This window comes from Pseudoxanthomonas sp. JBR18 (assembly GCF_028198165.1).
GTDB lineage: Bacteria > Pseudomonadota > Gammaproteobacteria > Xanthomonadales > Xanthomonadaceae > Pseudoxanthomonas_A.
On the sequence record NZ_CP116339.1, the window covers coordinates 4149867 to 4167622 of the forward strand.

At 67.6% G+C, this 17756-nt stretch carries 9 protein-coding genes; 3 read left to right on the plus strand and 6 right to left on the minus strand.

What is annotated here, in order from left to right; translation table 11 throughout:
* Positions 1-3 precede the first annotated feature (3 nt).
* The 4 genes from fdhF to PJ250_RS18685 are packed head-to-tail and all read right to left on the minus strand — an operon-like array spanning position 4 to position 6667.
* Positions 4-2892, minus strand: coding sequence for a formate dehydrogenase subunit alpha (gene fdhF / locus PJ250_RS18670; RefSeq protein WP_271646109.1), 2889 nt, complete (start codon positions 2890-2892; stop codon positions 4-6).
* Between the two features lie 10 nt (positions 2893-2902).
* Positions 2903-4450, minus strand: coding sequence for a formate dehydrogenase beta subunit (locus PJ250_RS18675; protein WP_271646110.1), 1548 nt, complete (start codon positions 4448-4450; stop codon positions 2903-2905).
* A complete protein-coding gene (locus tag PJ250_RS18680) occupies positions 4447-4983 on the minus strand; it encodes a formate dehydrogenase subunit gamma (RefSeq protein WP_271646111.1) in 537 nt (178 codons plus the stop codon). Before PJ250_RS18680 ends, PJ250_RS18675 begins: the two co-directional genes overlap by 4 nt.
* 22 nt (positions 4984-5005) lie before the next feature.
* Positions 5006-6667, minus strand: coding sequence for an OFA family MFS transporter (locus PJ250_RS18685; RefSeq protein ID WP_271646112.1), 1662 nt, complete (start codon positions 6665-6667; stop codon positions 5006-5008).
* A 220-nt stretch (positions 6668-6887) separates the two neighbouring features.
* On the opposite strand from PJ250_RS18685, the gene PJ250_RS18690 reads away from it, so the two are divergent.
* A complete protein-coding gene (locus PJ250_RS18690) occupies positions 6888-7988 on the plus strand; it encodes a substrate-binding domain-containing protein (RefSeq protein ID WP_271646113.1) in 1101 nt (366 codons plus the stop codon).
* A gap of 412 nt (positions 7989-8400) precedes the next feature.
* On the opposite strand, the gene dapA is transcribed toward PJ250_RS18690, so the two are convergent.
* Positions 8401-9300, minus strand: coding sequence for a 4-hydroxy-tetrahydrodipicolinate synthase (gene dapA / locus PJ250_RS18695; protein ID WP_271646114.1), 900 nt, complete (start codon positions 9298-9300; stop codon positions 8401-8403).
* A gap of 201 nt (positions 9301-9501) precedes the next feature.
* Here dapA and PJ250_RS18700 point away from each other — a divergent pair, with 201 nt between their 5' ends.
* The gene (locus PJ250_RS18700; protein WP_271646115.1) at positions 9502-9981 is read left to right on the plus strand and encodes a VOC family protein; all 480 of its coding nucleotides are present in this window, start codon (positions 9502-9504) and stop codon (positions 9979-9981) included.
* A 74-nt stretch (positions 9982-10055) separates the two neighbouring features.
* Here the strand turns inward: PJ250_RS18700 and PJ250_RS18705 are convergent, their stop codons facing one another.
* Positions 10056-12548, minus strand: a complete 2493-nt coding sequence (locus PJ250_RS18705) for a membrane-bound PQQ-dependent dehydrogenase, glucose/quinate/shikimate family (protein ID WP_271646116.1) — start codon at positions 12546-12548, stop codon at positions 10056-10058.
* A 1026-nt stretch (positions 12549-13574) separates the two neighbouring features.
* On the opposite strand from PJ250_RS18705, the gene PJ250_RS18710 reads away from it, so the two are divergent.
* Complete coding sequence (locus PJ250_RS18710) at positions 13575-17708, plus strand: CHASE domain-containing hybrid sensor histidine kinase/response regulator (protein WP_271646117.1); 4134 nt, start codon at positions 13575-13577, stop codon at positions 17706-17708.
* Positions 17709-17756: the final 48 nt, after the last annotated feature.

Here is a 17756-nt window from a genome sequence, read left to right on the forward strand (position 1 = left end):
GTCCTATTCTGCGGCAGGCAGCAGTTGCTCCTGCAGCGTGTCGAAGGCCTTGTGCCGCTGCTGCCAGTCCGAAGGCTGGGTCACCCGCGTGACCTGGACCGCGGTGACCTTGTACTCGGGACAGTTGGTCGCCCAGTCCGAGTTATCGGTGGTGATCACGTTGGCGCCCGAGCCAGGGAAGTGGAAGGTGGTGTAGGCCACGCCCGGCTGTACCCGGTCGGTAATGCGCGCGCGCAGGACGGTGTCGCCCGCGCGGCTGGCCACGCCGACCCAGTCGCCCTCGGCGATGCCGCGCTCCTCGGCATCGTGCGGATGCAGCTCCAGGCGATCCTCGTCGTGCCAGGTGGAGTTGGGCGTGCGCCGGGTCTGCGCGCCGACGTTGTACTGGCTCAGGATGCGCCCGGTGGTCAACAGCAGCGGGAAGCGCGCGTTGACCTTCTCACGCGTGGGCACGTATGGCGTCAGCATGAACTTGCCCATGCCGCGCACGAAGGCATCCACGTGCATGGTCGGCGTGCCCTCCGGGTGCTCGGTGTTGCACGGCCACTGGATGCTGCCCATCTCCTCCAGGCGCGCGTAGCTGACACCGGTGAAGGTCGGGGTGAGCCGGGCGATCTCGTCCATGATCTGCGAGGGGTGGGTATAGGCCATCGGATAGCCCATGGCATTGGCCAGCAACTGGGTGATCTCCCAATCCGCATAGCCGGCCTTGGGTGCCATGATCTTCCTCACCCGCGAGATGCGGCGCTCGGCGTTGGTGAAGGTGCCATCCTTCTCCATGAACGAGCTGCCGGGCAGGAACACGTGCGCGAACTTGGCCGTCTCGTTGAGGAACAGGTCCTGCACCACTACGCACTCCATCGCGCTCAGCGCGGCGGTGACGTGCTGGGTATTGGGATCGGACTGGCCGATGTCCTCGCCCTCGATGTACAGCCCCTTGAACTCGCCATCCAGCGCCGCCTCGAACATGTTGGGGATGCGCAGCCCCGGCTCGTCGTGCAGCGGCACGCCCCACTCGCCCTCGAACAGCGCCCGCACCTGGGCGTCGCCCACGTGGCGATAGCCGGGAAACTCATGCGGGAAGCTGCCCATGTCGCAGGAACCCTGCACGTTGTTCTGCCCGCGCAGCGGGTTGACGCCCACGCCGGGCCGGCCCAGGTTGCCGGTGGCCATGGCCAGGTTGGCAATGCCCATCACCGCGGTGGAGCCCTGCGCGTGCTCGGTCACGCCCAGGCCGTAGTAGATGGCCGCGTTGCGCGCGCCGGCATACAGGCGTGCGGCCTGGCGCACCAGCGCGGCGTCCACCCCGGTCTCGGCCTGCAGCGCCTCCGGCGAGCGCGAGGGATCGGCCACGTAGCTGCGCCACTTGGCGAAGGGTTCGGGCTCGCAGCGCGCGGCGATGAAGCCCTCATCGGCCAGGCCTTCGGTCACGATGACGTGGGCCAGCGCGTTGAGCATGGCCACGTTGGTGCCGGGCTTGAGCTTGAGATGGACCTCGGCCTTGCCGTGCGGCGTCTTGACCAGGTCGATGCGGCGCGGGTCGATCACGATCAGCTTGGCGCCCTCGCGCAGGCGCCGCTTCATCTGCGAGGCGAACACCGGATGGCCGTCGGTTGGATTGGCGCCCATGACCAGGATCACGTCGGCATGGCGCACCGAGTCGAAATCCTGGGTGCCGGCCGATTCGCCCAGGGTCTGCTTGAGCCCGTAGCCGGTCGGCGAATGGCACACGCGCGCGCAGGTATCGACGTTGTTGTTGCCAAAGCCGGCGCGCACCAGCTTCTGCACCAGGTAGGTTTCCTCGTTGGTGCAGCGCGAGGAGGTGATGCCGCCAATGGAGAACTTGCCGTACTGCTGCTGCAGGCGCTTGAACTCGCTGGCGGTGTGGGCGATCGCCTCCTCCCAGCTCACCACCTGCCACGGGTCGGTGATCTGCTTGCGGATCATCGGCGTGGTGATGCGGTCCGGATGGGTGGCGTACCCCAGCGCGAAGCGCCCTTTGACGCACGAATGCCCGTGGTTGGCGTGCCCGTCGGCGTTGGGGACCATGCGCACCAGCTGGTCGCCCTGCATCTCGGCGCGGAACGAGCAGCCCACGCCGCAATAGGCACAGGTGGTGACCACGCTGTGGTCGGCCTGGCCCAGGGTGATCAGGGACTTTTCCGACAGCGTCGCGGTTGGGCAGGCCTGCACGCAGGCGCCGCAGCTGACGCACTCCGATTCCAGGAACGGCTGCTCCTGCGCGGCGGACACCTTGGATTCGAAGCCACGTCCGGCGATGGTCAGGGCGAAGGTGCCCTGCACCTCGCTGCAGGCGCGCACGCAGCGCGAGCAGACGATGCACTTGGACGGATCGAAGGTGAAATACGGGTTGGACGCGTCCTTGTCGGCGAACAGCGGATTGACGTGCCCGTCCTGGCTGACCGGCTTGACGTGGTTGGCGCCCTCGTAGCCGTAGCGCACCTCGCGCAGGCCGACCGCGCCGGCCATGTCCTGCAGTTCGCAATGGCCGTTGGCCGGGCAGGTCAGGCAGTCCAGCGGATGGTCGGAAATGTACAGCTCCATCACCCCGCGCCGCAGTTCGCCCAGCTTGGGTGACTGCGTGCGCACCACCATGCCCTCGGTCACCGGCGTGGTGCACGAGGCGGGGTAGCCCTTGCGTCCTTCGATCTCCACCAAGCACAAGCGGCATGAGCCGAAGGCGTCGAGCGCATCGGAGGCGCACAGCTTGGGAATCTTGGTTCCCATCAGCGCCGCGGCACGCATGATCGAGGTGCCTTCGGGCACCTGCACCGACTGGCCGTCGATGTTCAGGGTGACCTTTTTGAGCGGCTGAAGCTGGATGAGCTGGGGATTGGGGGTGCCCAGGTCGGTTTCGGCGATGGAACGCATGGTGACCTCCTCAGGCCGCGTCGGACTGGCGGACGCGGTCGAAGTCTTCGGGGAAATGATCCAGGGCGCTGAGCACCGGGTACGGCGTCAGCCCCCCCAGCGCGCACAGCGAGCCGTGCAGCATGGTCTGGCACAGGTCGCGCAACAGCGCCTCCTGCACCGCGCCATGCGTGGCGAAGCGGTCGATGACCTCCACCCCGCGGGTGGAGCCGATTCGGCACGGCGTGCACTTGCCGCAGGACTCGATCGCACAGAACTCCATGGCGTAGCGGGCCTGTTCGAGCATGTCCACGGTGTCGTCGAACACCACGATGCCGCCATGGCCGAGCATGCCGCCGACCTTGGCAAAGGCCTCGTAGTCCAGCGGCGTGTCGAACAGCGATTCGGGCAGATAGGCGCCCAGCGGGCCGCCGACCTGTACCGCGCGGATCGGCCGGCCGCTGGCCGAACCGCCGCCGTAGTCGTACAGCACCTGGCGCAGGGTCAGCCCGAACGGCACCTCGACCAGCCCGCCGTGGGCGATGTTGCCCGCCAGCTGCAATGGCAGCGTGCCGCGCGAGCGGCCAGTCCCGTAGTCGTGGTAGGCCGGCGCGCCATCGGCCAGGATCGCGGGCACCGCCGAGAAGGTGATCACGTTGTTGATCACGGTGGGCTTGCCGAACAGACCCTTGAGCGCCGGCAGCGGCGGTTTGAAACGCACCTGTCCGCGCTTGCCTTCCAGGCTCTCCAACAGCGAGGTCTCCTCGCCGCAGATGTAGGCCCCGGCGCCCAGGCGCACCTCCAGGTCGAAGCGCCGCCCGGAGCCGGCGATGTCCGCGCCCAGCCAGCCCGCCGCGTAGGCCTGGGCGATGGCGGCATTGAGCGTGCGCCAGGCGTGCGGGTACTCGCTGCGCAGGTAGATGTAGCCCTGGGTCGCCCCGACCGCCAAGCCGGCGATGGTCATGCCTTCGACCAGGCACAGCGGGTCGCCCTCCATCAGCATGCGGTCGGAGAACGTGCCCGAGTCGCCTTCGTCGGCATTGCAGACGATGTATTTCTGCAGGGCGTGGGCATCGTGCACGGTCTGCCACTTGATCCCGGTCGGGAACGCCGCACCGCCGCGCCCGCGCAGGCCGGAGGCGGTCACCGTCTCCACGACCTTCGCCGGCTCCAGCGCCAACGCGCGCTTGAGCCCGGCCCAGCCGCCATGGGCGGCGTAGTCGTCCACATCCACCGGATCGATCACGCCGACGCGGGCGAAGGACACCCGCCGCTGGTCGCGGAAATACGGATGCTGGGTGATATCGCCCAGACGCAGGGCATGGGCGCCGCCCTCCAGCCATCCGGCCTGGAACAGGCCCGCGATATCCCCCTCGCCCACCGGCGCATAGGCCACCCGCCCCTGGGGCGTGGCGACTTCGACCAGCGGTTCCAGCCACAGCAGCCCACGCGAGCCATTGCGGACCACACGCACGTCCAGGCCGCGGGCCTGGGCCTCGCGGGTGATGGCGGCGGCCACGGCATCGGCGCCGACCGAGACCGCGGCGGCGTCGCCTGGCACATACACCGTAATGCTCATGCGGCGTGCTCCTCGGTCGTTTCACAAGTGGCCAGCAAGGCATCGAAGCGGCCCGGCGTCACCCGCCCGTGCAACTGCCCGTCCAGCAACATCGCCGGCGACAGGGCGCAGTTGCCCAGGCAATACACCGGTTCCAGGGTGAAGCGACCATCGGCGCTGTGATGTGCGCCGGCCGCAAGCCCGAGCCGGGCGCGGGCGTGGGCTTCCAGCGCCCGGGCGCCCATCGACTGGCACGCCTCGGCCCGGCACACCTGCACCAGGTGTGCGCCTGGCGGCGCGCTGCGGTAGTGGTGGTAGAAGCTCACCACGCCGTGCACGTCGGCCCGGGTCATGTTGAGCGCGGCGGCGATCGGCGCCACCGCGCCTTCGGGGACATGGCCCAATGCGTCCTGCACCGCATGCAGGATCGGCAGCAGTGCGCCGGGACGGTCGCGATGTTCGGCGATGGCCGCCTCCACCGGACCGGCCAACGCGTCCTCCAGCGCCGGGACCACTTCGGTCACTGATTCGATATGCCTAGAGCGCTTGCCCATCGGTACGATCTCCTCTGCCCGACTACATGAACAGTGCCGCGGCCTTCTTCAGGGCGATCCACACGCCGATCAGGAACGGCACGCCCACCGCCAGCCACGCCAGCATCCCGCCCAGCCCGAAGCCGCCACGGGCCACCTGCTCGGTCCCGGCGCCGGGGGTTGCGGTCTTGGCCAGCGCGCGCTCGGCGGCCAGTTCCTCCTCGCTCATGTAGTGCTTCTCGTTGACCGGGCGGACCAGCAGGTTGCAGACGAAGCCCACCAGCAGCAGGCCGGCCAGGATGTAGAGCGTGGTGTCGTAGACCAGGTTGGGCGCCATGCCGCGGTCCAGCTGGAACTGACGCAGGTTGGTGATCAGCACCGGGCCGATGATGCCGGCCACCGACCAGGCGGTGAGCAAGCGACCGTGGATCGCGCCGACCATCTGCGTCCCGAAGATATCGGCCAGGTACGCCGGGATGGTGGCAAAGCCGCCGCCATACATGGTCAGCACCACGCACACGGCCACCACGAACAGCGCCGCGTAACCCAGGTGTCCCAGCGTGGGCATCAGGCAGTACAGCGCCATGCCCAGCACGAAGAACACGAAATAGGTGGTCTTGCGCCCGATGAAGTCCGACAGCGAGGCCCAGAACAACCGCCCCAGGCTGTTGAACAGGCTGATCAGGCCAACCAGCCCGGCCGCCGCCGCAGCCACCGCCGCCTTCTGCTCGGTACTCAACTCGGTGCCGGCCGGCAGGCCCAGCAGGCCGCCGCCAAACACCTCCTGCAACATCGGCGAGGCCATCGCGATCACGCCGATGCCGGCGGTCACATTGAGGCACAGCACGCCCCAGATCAGCCAGAACTGTGGGGTGCGCCAAGCCTTGGACAGGTGCACGTGGCGCTGGGTGACCATGCGCGCGGCCTTGTCGCTGGCCGGCGGAGTCCAGCCGGCCGGGCGCCAGCCATCGGGGGCCACGCGGAAGCCGAACGCGCCGGCGCTCATCACCAGGAAGTAGATCGCGCCCATCACCATCAGCGTGGTCGCCACGCCGTTGCCGCCACCGGCGTTGAAGTGGCCCATCAACCACACCGCCAACGGCGCGCCGACCAGCGCGCCACCGCCGTAGCCCATGATCGCAAAGCCGGTGGCCATACCGCGCCGGTCGGGGAACCACTTGATCAGCGTGGACACCGGGGTGATGTAGCCCAGGCCCTGCCCCACGCCGCCGAGGATGCCGCAGCCCAGCCATACCAGCCACAGTTGGTGCACGTAGACGCCGATGCCGCCCAGGATCATGCCGCCGCCCCAGCACAGCGCCGCGATGAAGCCGGCCTTGCGCGGGCCGGCATGCTCCAGCCAGCCGCCCCAGATGGCCGCCGAGATACCCAGCATCGCGATGAACAGCGTGAACACGATGCTCACCATCGGCACCGACCAGTTGCAGGTGGTGGTGGTCAGCTCACCCAGCACCCCCAGGTTGGCGCAGCTGGCGGCCGCGCCATCGGCGCCGGCCAGCAGCTTGGTCATCGGCAGCCAGAACACGCTGAAGCCGTAGGCCATGCCGATGCACAGATGGATGGCCAGCGCGGCCGGAGGCACCAGCCAGCGGTTGAAGCCCGCGCCGGCGATGATGCGTTCCTTGGACATCAGGCTCGGCGCTGCGCCGCGGGTCCCTGCAACTAAGTCTGGTGTGCTCGCCATGAACCCTCCCAAGGTCGATTGGCTGGCGGATCTACGGATCACCCGGACGATTCAATATGTTCCAGATGACATAAGGCGTATCGGACTCGTGACGAGTTTAGTCGGGCATATTGACGCAATGCGGCGTTCCAAGACGCGCCATTGGTCGAATAATCGGCTCTGAACCACCGATGGCACCGGCACACCGGCCGCGCTGCCCCGCACCACCGCGAGGTCATCCATGTACAAGGTCGGCATCCGCCCGCAGTGGAGCGTTCAGACCGTCGACGGTCGGGAGTTGCCCGCGCGCCTGATCGAACTGCTGGTCGCCGTGCGCGCGTCCGGTTCGCTGGCGGCGGCGAGCCGCGAGATCGGCCTGTCCTATCGCTATGCCTGGGGACTGCTGCGCCAGGCCCAGGCCCTGTTCGGCGTACCGCTGCTGCGCTCGCAGCGTGGACGTGGCGCCGTGCTGACCCCGCTGGGCGAGCGTCTGGTCTGGGCGGACAACCGCATCGCTGCGCGCCTGTCGCCCATGCTCGACAGCCTGGCCACCGAACTGGAGGCCGAGTTGTCGCGCAACCTGACCTGCGAGACCACGCCACTGCGCCTGCATGCCTCGCATGGCTTCGGCGTGGAGATGCTGCGCAAGACCCTGGCCGCCGCCGACCAGCCCCTGGACCTGAAGTACCGCAGCCCGGACGACGCCCTGACCGCGCTGCGTGCCGGCGCCTGCGACCTGGCAGGCCTGCACCTGCCCATCGGCGGCCTGGAGGGCGAATTGCTGCGTCATTACCTGGACCGGCTGGATCCGCTCGGGGACCGGGTCATCCACCTGGCCATGCGGCGGCAGGGATTGGTGGTGGCGCCTGGCAACCCCAAGCGCCTGCGCGTGCTCAGCGACCTGCTGCGTGATGATGTGCGCTTCATCCATCGCCAGCCGGGCTCGGGCACGCGCCTGTTGCTGGAATGCATGCTGGCCCGCGAGGGCCTGCCCCTGTCGGCGATCCACGGCTGCGATGCCGAGGAACTGACCCATGCCGCGGTCGCCGCGTATGTGGCCAGCGGCCTGGCCGACGTGGGCCTGGCGCTGGAACCGCCGGCGCGCCGCTACGGGCTGGATTTCGTGCCGTTGATCACCGAGCACTACTTCTTCCTGTGTCAGGCGCGCAGCCTGGATGACCATCAACTGCAGCCGGTACTGGACCTGCTACGCAGCGACGGCTTCCGACACGAGCTGGGACAGTTGCCTGGCTACGACCCCAGCTACTGCGGCACGGTGCAGATGCTGGGCGATGCCTTCCCGTCGATGGCCGAGCGCAAACCCGTACCCACCCTCCCGTAGAGCGGAGCTCGCTCCGCTGCGGCTTTCCCGAACATCCGACCTGTAGAGCGGACCTTGGTCCGCTGGGGCATTCCCGAACATCCGACCTGTAGAGCGGACCTTGGTCCGCTGGGGCTTTCCCGAAAACCTGACCGAAGAGCAGCGGAGCAAGCTCCGCTCTACGCGCGGCTCTGGGCGATCGCAACACGCCGGCCTCGCGCAGAGCTGCCTGCCCTTGACGTGGTTGGCCGGCGCCGGCTCGGTCATCTGCAGCTGCGCGGCGCTCCCGAACATCCCGTGTAGAGCGGAGCTCGCTCCGCTGCGGCCTCCCCGAACATCCGACCTGTAGAGCGGACCTTGGTCCGCTGGGGCTTTCCCGAAAACCCGACGGACGAACAGCGGAGCAAGCTCCGCTCTACACGCGGTTTTGGGGTTATTGCAGCACGCCGGCCTCGCGCAGGGCGGACTCGACCTTGGCCTGGTTGGCCGGCTCCAACTCGGTCATGGGCAGACGCAGCGCACCACCGCAATGGCCCAGGCGCGAGACGGCCCACTTCACCGGGATCGGGTTGGCCTCCACGAACAGCTGCCTGTGCAGCGGCAGCAGCCGCATCTGGATCGCCATGGCGGTGGCGGCATCGCCGGCGATGGCGGCCATGCACAACGCATGCATCAGGCGCGGGGCGACGTTGGCAGTAACGCTTACATTGCCATGGCCACCACAGAGCATCAGCGCCACGGCGGTGCCGTCATCGCCGGAGTAGATCGAGAAGCCCTCCGGCGCCTCGCGGATCAGCCACTGCGCACGTTCGATATTCCCGGTGGCTTCCTTGATGCCGACGATGCCCGGCAGCTGGGCCAGGCGCAGCACGGTGTCGTGCTGCAGATCGGCGACGGTGCGGCCGGGCACGTTGTACAGGATGATCGGCAGGTCGCCGGTGGCTTCGGCGATGGCGGCGAAGTGGCGGTACTGCCCTTCCTGCCCGGGCTTGTTGTAGTACGGCACCACCTGCAGTTGGCTGTCGGCGCCGACCTCGCGCGCGAACTTCGCCAACGCGATCGCCTCGGCGGTCGAATTGCCGCCACAGCCGGCCATCACCGGCACGCGCCCCGCGGCCTGCTCGACGGCGACGCGGATGATCTCGCAGTGCTCGTCCACGTCCACCGTGGGCGACTCGCCGGTGGTGCCGACCACGCCGATGCAATCGGTGCCTTCGGCCACGTGCCAGTCCACCAGTTTGCGCAAGGCGGCGTAGTCGACGCTGCCGTCCTGGTGCATGGGGGTGACGAGCGCGACGATGCTGCCGCGCAGGGGGGCGTGGGAAGTGGTCATGAAGGCAACGAGAAAGTGACGGACGGAAAGAGCGCCGATTCTAAGCGCCGCGGCGCGCCATCGCGCGCTTCCAGGACGTGTTTTGGCGCAAAACAGGCAGTGTCAAATGCAACCATCCGCCTTGTCGATTTCGCGCACGCTGCACCGTCGTGTCATCGAAAGCGCATCGCTGCGCGCCCACTCGCCCAAGGAGAAACGCCTGTGATCCCCAAGAACCTGATCTGCCTGTGGTACGACGGCACCGCGCTGGAAGCGGCCGAGTTCTACACCAGGACCTTCCCCGACAGCCACCTCGGCCCGGTGCATCGGGCGCCATCGGACTTTCCGTCCGGCAAGGCGGGTGACGTACTGACCGTGGAGTTCACCGTGGTCGGCATCCCGTGCCTGGGGCTCAATGGCGGCCCGATGTTCAAGCACAGCGAGGCGTTCTCGTTCCAGGTCGCCACCGAGGACCAAGCCGAAACCGATCGGCTATGGAACGCGATCGTGGACAACGGCGGACAGGAGAGCGACTGCGGCTGGTGCAAGGACCGCTGGGGCCTGTCGTGGCAGATCACCCCGCGCGCCCTGACCGAAGGCGTGACCGATGCGGACCCGGCTGTTGCCAGGCGCGTGTTCGAGGCGATGATGACGATGCGCAAGATCGACGTGGCCCGGATCCAAGCCGCGCGACGCGGCTGAGCGCATTCCTCAAGCAGACCCCCTGCCCGCCTCGCGGCGGACAAGGGGCCCGGTTCACTCCCAGCGGATCGCGCTCAGCGCTGAGGCAGCGCGTAGGCGACCACGTCGTTGCCACGCTTGGTCTTCATGAAGTGGTGACCGGTGGCGGTGATGACCACGTACTCGCGGCCGTTCTGCTCGTAGATCATCGGCATGGCCTGGCCCCCGGCCGGGAGCGGCGCGGTCCACAGGGTCTTGCCGGTGTTGATGTCGATCGCGTGCAGCAGGTCATCGGTCGCTGCGGCGATGAAGATCAGGCCGGACTTGGTCACCACCGAGCCGCCGTTGTTGGGCGTGCCGATATTGATCGGCAAGCCACTGGAGATGCCCCAAGGGCCGTTCTTGCGGGCGGTGCCGAAGGGGCGGTCCCACACGGTGCGACCGGTGCGGATGTCGATGGCCCGGATCCCGCCGTAAGGCGGCTCGGTGCACAGCATGCCGGTGTACTTCAGCTGCCAACCGGCATTGACGTCCACGGCGACCGGCAGGCCTGCCTGCGGATCGCCCGCGCCTTCGGCCTGGGCATCGGCGTGCGGATCGTTGATCACGTCCTTGGCATGCCAGCCCAGCGCATTGGCCTTCGCCCGCGTGACCAGCTTGTTGTAGTTGGCCATGTCGTTGTAGTTGGCGATGATCAGGCCGCGGGCCGGATCAAGCGCCACCCCGCCCCAATCGATGCCACCGTTGTAGCTTGGGTAATCGATGATCGGGTGCTTGACGCTGGGCGGCGTGAACTCACCGCGGTAGTCGGCCTGCTGGTACTGGATGCGGCACACCAACTGGTCGATCGGGGTCAGGCCCCAGGTCTTGGCCGGGGTCAGCTCGGGCTGGGCCACAGTGGCAAACTTGGAGAACGGCTGGGTCTTGCTGCGCTCGCTGGGCTCATAGCCGCCCTGCGGTGCCGGACGTTCTTCCACGCCGAACAAGGGTTTGCCGGTCTTGCGGTTGAGGACATAGATCTCCCCGTTCTTGGTCGGGAAGAGAATCGCCGGCACCCGGGTGCCGTCCTTCTGCGGATAGTCCACCAGGGTCGGTGACGCGCCCGGGTCGTAATCCCACACATCGTTATGGGTGTTCTGGAAGGTCCACACCGGCTTGCCGGTCTCGATATCCAGCGCCGTCAACGAAGGCGAATACTTCTTCTCGGCGGGCGTGCGGCTACTGGAGTAGTAGTCGCCCGAAGCATTGCCCACCGGCAGGTAGACCATGCCCAGCGTGTCGTCGCCGGTGAAGGAGGTCCACACGTCCGGCGAACCACGCTTGTAAGCGTCGTCGTGATCGCGCGGTGCGGTGTTCTCCGGATCGGCCGCGTCCCAGGCCCACTTCAGCTTGCCGGTGTGCACGTCGTAGGCCTTGGTTACCCCGGCCGGGCCGAAGGCACGCTGGCCATCGACGGTCTCGTGCCCCACCACGATGGTGTCGCGGATCACCGCTGGTGGGCTCGAGATGGCCACATACCCGTGGTAAACCTTGCCCATGTCGACAGTGATATCCACCTGGCCGTTTCTGCCGAAGTCGCTGCAGCGCTTGCCGGTCTGCGGGTCGAGTTCGATGACGCGACCGTCCAGGGTGCCCATGATCAGGCGGGACGTGCAGGCCTGCGGGGCAGCGCCTGCGACAGGCGTCGCAGGTGCGGCAGGTGTCTCATTCGCGGCCGCTGTGGACGTCTCGGTCGCCGGAGCCGTCGCCCGGTCGACGGGTGTCTGCGGGGCGGCGCCGGTGTCGGTGTAGTAGGCCATGGAGCGGCACGAGGGGGTGTAAGGCACGGATGTGGCCTTGACCCCCGGGTCGAAGGTCCACTTGGTCTTGCCCGTTGCCGCATCCAGCGCCGCGACCTTGTTGAGGTAACCGCACACATACAGCGTGTCGCCGATCTTGAGCGGGGTGTTCTGGACGCCCCAGCGACCATCGGTGGGCACCTCGCCCACCTGGGCGGTCCAGGCCATCTGGAGGTTCTTGACGTTGTCCGGCGTGATCTGGGTGGCGGTGGTGTAGCGGTCGGTCGCCTGGTTGCCGCCGTAGGCGGGCCAGTCGCTCGAAGGCAGTGCGCCGTCCACGCTCGAACCGGTCTGGGCGGTGAAGTCGGCATCGCCGGCCGTCGGCACATTGGACGCTTCGGTCACGTGATGCGGCGCGAACGCCAGGCCCCCGGCGACCAGGAAGGCGGCCACGAGCACAGCGGTGATGCCGCCGGCCTTGGCGCGCGATAAACCCGCATGCAGCCCCGGCAGCAGTAGGGAGAACCAGATCGCGAAGACCAGCACCAGCGCAAAGCGCGGCACCCAGCCCCAGTAGTCCAAGCCGGATTCCCAGATCGTGAACAACAAAGTGATTACGAACAGCGCGCCAAACCAGAGCGTGGCACTGGCTTTACGGCGCCATAGCGCTACCGCACTGCCCACGCTGAGCAGGCCGGCGACCAGGTAATACCAGCTGCCGCCAAGTGCGATCAGCCAAGCGCCGCCAATCGTCAGGAAAAGGCCGAATGCGCATAGACACAGCGCGAGAAGCCAACGACCCACGCGCATGGGAGTTGTCTCGGTTTTAAGCATGTTATTTCCTTCGGCAAAGGAGCTCCGCCGCGACATCCATGCCCGGCCTGGAGATTTACTTGAAGGCCGGCCTTGCGATGGCGAACCTTCAATCAAGGAGTCGCGGGTAGGTTCCTCATCGGCCGCGATGGGGCCGGTGGGCCCACGATTTCGATCCAAGTGGAATGACCGTTCTGTCATTTTGGCCCGCTGGATGCATTCCCACCGTGAATTTTGGTCGAGCGCCCGCTGGTGCCGGTCCGTACTGGCGGTCTCATCGCCAAGGCACGATCGCTGCACACCTAGAGGTGTGCTTACGTCAGAACATGCGCAGGTCGATTCTCAGCAGAACCTCTGCGGCGAGTACCTGCGCCGCGCGCGAGATTGGTTGGCGCTGCGCCACCGCATGCGAGCCGTGGTGGGAGGCCGCGCCGCATCGATCCAAAGCCATGACGGCCGTGCGCCGAGCGCCGAGGTGATGTGTCCGGCTCGTCAATGCCGGCGACTTCCGCCTGGGCGACGCGCATCGCCAAAGCCGTATCGAATGCGGCGCCCGGAACATGAGACCCGCATGCGCACCACATGCGGGGAGCCGCATCCATGCGACCCGAGCCAGCGGAGCGACACTGCGCCGTCTACAGCACACCCACTAACCAGGGCTCGCGCGCCAGAGCGCTCGGTCAAACCCTCCCGCAGCGGCGAGCCCCCGGGGCCCTCATGGGACTGACCATGTGGCAACCGCGGCTCGCCGCGCCAAGCGGTCGACCACCTGGGCGCGTTCCGGCCTCCACGGACGGACCTCGACAGCGCTGCGCGCCGCGCCGGGAATCGGCAAGCCACGACACGACGTGTCACTAGGCGAACACCAGCTCAAATTTGTAGCGAAACGCTGCCCATTTCTACGCGGCACTATTCCCGCACAAAGTGATAGCGTTAACGCTGATAGAGGGGACGGCCTTGCGAGCGCATGGCCAACGACAGGGGTAGGCCAGCACCGGCCTCAGAGGGAGCGGAGAACGGGCAATGCCAAACAGCCGATGGTCGCTGCGCCGGGGAGTTGGCCGAAGGGCGCTGCTCAGCTCCATCGCCACGGCGCTGGTGGGCACCGTGGCGGCGTTGCTGGCCGGCGCGGCCACCGAACGCCACAACACCCAGATGCTCAACGAACGCTTCGCCGACCTCAACCGGCACATGGTTGCGGAGATCGGCGATCGAATGTCCATGTTCGAGCACGGTCTACGGGGTGCACGTGGGGCGTTGATCGCCACCGACGGCAACATCGGCCGCGAGCGCTTCGTGCGCTACAGCCGATCGCGAGACTACCAACGCGAGTTCCCGGGCGTGCGCGGATTTGGCTATGCGCAGCGCGTCCCCCCTGAGCAGCGCGCGGCCTTTCTTCAGAAAGCCCGGGACGATGGCGCAGAGAATCTGCACATCCGTCAGTTCGCCCCGCACGACGGCGAGTCCTACGTGCTTCTGTATTTCGAACCGTACCCAACACAGGGGGGGCCCGCAGGGCTGGACCTGGCCTCGGAGCCTGCCCGGCGTACCGCGGCCATCGCCGCGGCACGCAGCGGCATGCCCGTCATGACCAGTCCGATCCTTCTGCAATCGGCGCCATTCCATGGCCAGCAGGGCTTTCTCATCCTGCTGGCCGACTACCGCGAAGGCATGCCCCTGGACACGCCCGAAGCGCGCGCGCGCGCGGCCCGCGGCTGGGCGCTGGCAGCCCTGGAGGCCAGCCACCTGCTCACGCACCTGGCGCTGCATCGCCGCGATGTCGAGCTGTCGCTGGCCGATACCACGTCACCTGATGCACCGTTCTTCCAGGTGCATCAGGCGCAGGCGGCGGAGGGCGCCAAGGCCATCACCAGCGACCTGCCCGTGTACGGACGCTCTTGGCGGCTGACTGCGCGACCGACGGAGACCTTCATCCGCTCTCTCAACCAGATTCAGCCATGGTGGGTGGTGAGTGGGGTCACCGCACTGTTCATCCTGCTGGCTGCGCTGCAGTACCAGTATCTGTCCAACCGTTTTCGACGCGCCCAGGTCCTGCGCCACCAGACCGAGTTGGCCTCACTGGTCAGCCATTCCAGCGAGGCGATCATTGCCGAGGACGCCAAAGGACGGATCACGCACTGGAACCCGGCCGCCGAACGCATCTTCGGCCATACCCGGGCGCAGGCGCTGGACCAGGACCGCCTGGCCCTGCTCATGCCCGAGCCCTATCTGCCTCCGCAGATCGCCGAGCTGATGCCGGGCGAGGATCCCAGCCCCACCCTGGTCGAACAGATGCGGCATCGCGATGGACGCGTGGTCTACGTCCTGTCCAGCATCGCCCCCATCGTGGGTCGCCATGGGCAAACCGTCGGGCACTCGCACTTCGTGCGCGACGTGACCGAGCGGGTCGTGGCCCAGCAGCGCGTCCTGCAGGCCAACGCCACGCTGGAGCAGCAGGTCCAGGAGAGGACCAGTGAGCTGGTGCGCTACTCGGCGCTGCAGCACGCCATCCTCGCCCACGCCGGCTATGCCATCGTCGCCACCGACAGGCAGGGGCTGATCACCCTGTTCAATCCCGCGGCCGAGAAGCTGCTGGGCTATTCGGCCCACGACATGATCGGGCGCAGCCATCCCGAGCAGTTTCTCGACGCGACCGAACTGGAACGCCGTGCCGAGGACGCCTCGCGCGAGGCCGGCCATCCCGTGGCGCCCCGCCTGGAAGCCATCGCCGCCGAATCCAGCCTGGGACGCAGCGACACCCGCGAATGGACCTATGTGGCCAGCAACGGCCGTCGTCTGCCCGTGCTGCTGACCCTGAGCACGCTGCTGGATGCGCAGGATCAGGTCATCGGCTACCTGGCCATGGCCGTGGACCTGAGCGAGCAGAAGCTGCGAGAGCAACAGCTGCGCCTGGCCATCGATTCGGCCGAAAACGCCAACCGCTCCAAGTCGGATTTCCTGGCCAACATGAGCCACGAGATCCGCACGCCGATGAATGCCATCCTGGGCATGCTCTATCTGCTGAGCCGCAGCAGCCTGGCCCCGGCGGCCAAGGACATGGTGCAGAAGATCGATGTGTCGGCCCGTTCGCTGCTGGAAATCATCAACGACATCCTGGACTTCTCCAAGATCGAGGCTGGGCGGATCGACCTGGAGATCGCCCCGTTCGATCTCAACCAGTTGCTGGACGACCTGGGCGTGCTGATGGGCAACTCGCTGGCGAACAAGCCGGTGGAGATGGTGATCGAGTCGGCGCCGGAAGACTGCCACTGGTTCCTGGGCGACGCGTTGCGGCTGAACCAGGTGCTGATCAACCTGGTCGGCAACGCGGTGAAGTTCACCGAACATGGCGAGGTCGTGCTCTCGGTGCGAACCTTCCCGGCCGGCAATGCGAGCAGGGTCAAACTGCTGTTCTCGGTGCGCGACACCGGCATCGGCATCTCGCGGGAAAAGCAGGAACTGATCTTCTCGCCGTTCCTGCAGGCCGATACCTCCACCAGCCGCCAGTTCGGGGGAAGCGGACTGGGCCTGACGATCAGCGCACGCCTGGTGGAGCTGATGGGTGGCGAGCTCAAGGTGGACAGCGTGCTGGGCCAGGGCAGCGAGTTCTACTTCGCCATCAGCCTGGAGCGCGCAGCGCCCCCCGCACACGCGCTGCCACTGCCCCACGCGCCCGCGGCGACCGAGCGGGCGCCGCGCGTGTTGATCGCCGACGACCACGAACTGGCGCTGAGCACGCTCAGTGGGATCGCCAGTAGCCTGGGGTGGGAGGTCCGGGCCGTGGCCAGCGGCGCCGAAGCCCTGGCCGAGATCAAGGCCTCGGCCGAGGACCCGTTCGACATCTACCTGCTCGACTGGTGCATGCCCGAGATCGACGGCCTGGATGTGGCCCAGCACGTCCGCGACACCGCCACGCCCGGCTATCACCCGGTCATCGTGATGGTCACCGCCTACGAACGGCGCCTGCTCGAGCAGCAACCCGACCACCCCTGCATCGACGCGGTCATGACCAAGCCGGTCAGCGCCAGTTCCCTGCACCGCACCGTGACCGAGCTGGACCGCCAGGCGTGCCAAGACGCGGGCACCGCCCAGATCGAGTCAACTGAACGCCTGTCCGGCGCGCGTCTGCTCCTGGTCGACGACAGCCACATCAACTGCGAGGTCGCCCAACGGATCCTGCAGGGCGAAGGCGCCTCCGTGGAGGTCGCCCATGACGGCCAGCAGGCGTTGGACATGCTGCAGCGCCAGCCGGACCACTTCCACCTGGTGTTGATGGACGTGCAGATGCCACGCATGGACGGCTACGAGGCCACCGCCCGCCTGCGACGCGATCCGGCGCTGTCGGACCTGCCGGTGATCGCGCTGACCGCCGGCGCCTACCGCCAGCAGCAGGACCTGGCCCTGCAGGCCGGGATGAACGGCTTTGTGTCCAAGCCGTTCCAGGTCGACGAACTGGTGGACATGATCCAGCAGTTCATGCCGCGCACGGTCCGCATGACGCGCCTGGGCAACCTCCCTGCCCCGCCACAGGCGCCGCTTCCCCAGCGCGGCTGGACCAGCAGCGACCCGGATCTGCTCGATGGCGAGCGCGCGCAACAGTTTTGGGAGGAACCGGCGCCTTACCAGCGTTACCTGGCGCGCCTGTTCCATGACGACCCGGACCCCGCGGCGACGCTCGGCGGGCTGATCGAGGCCGGCGACATTGCAGCGGCCATTGCGCTGGCGCACAAGCTGCGCGGCTCGTGCGGTTCGCTGGCGTTGCCGCGACTGGGCCAGGCCGCCGCGCAGCTGGAGCACGAGCTCGAGCAAGGGCGCAGCGGACGCGATGCCCTGACCGAGCTGCATCGCGCCGTCGTCGACACGGCGGCGGCCATCGAGGTCTTCCTGCGCCGTAATCGCCTTGAGCAGGCGCCGGACATGGCCCAGGAGGACACCACCCGGCCGGACATCGCATCCGATGGGGAAGGCGACCCGCTGGCGCGCCTGATCCTGGCCCTGCAGACCGACGACGCGGACCAGATCGAGCAGACGCTCGCCAGCATCGCCCCCTACATTCCCGAGGAACTGCGCGACCAACTCCAGACGCTGGTGGAGAACTTCGACTTCCGCGTCGCCGAGGATCAAGTCCGCCGCCACCAGGCCGATATCACGTCATGAAGCCCCGAATAATGGAACCCGGTCTCATCGAGCGGCATCGATCCGGAG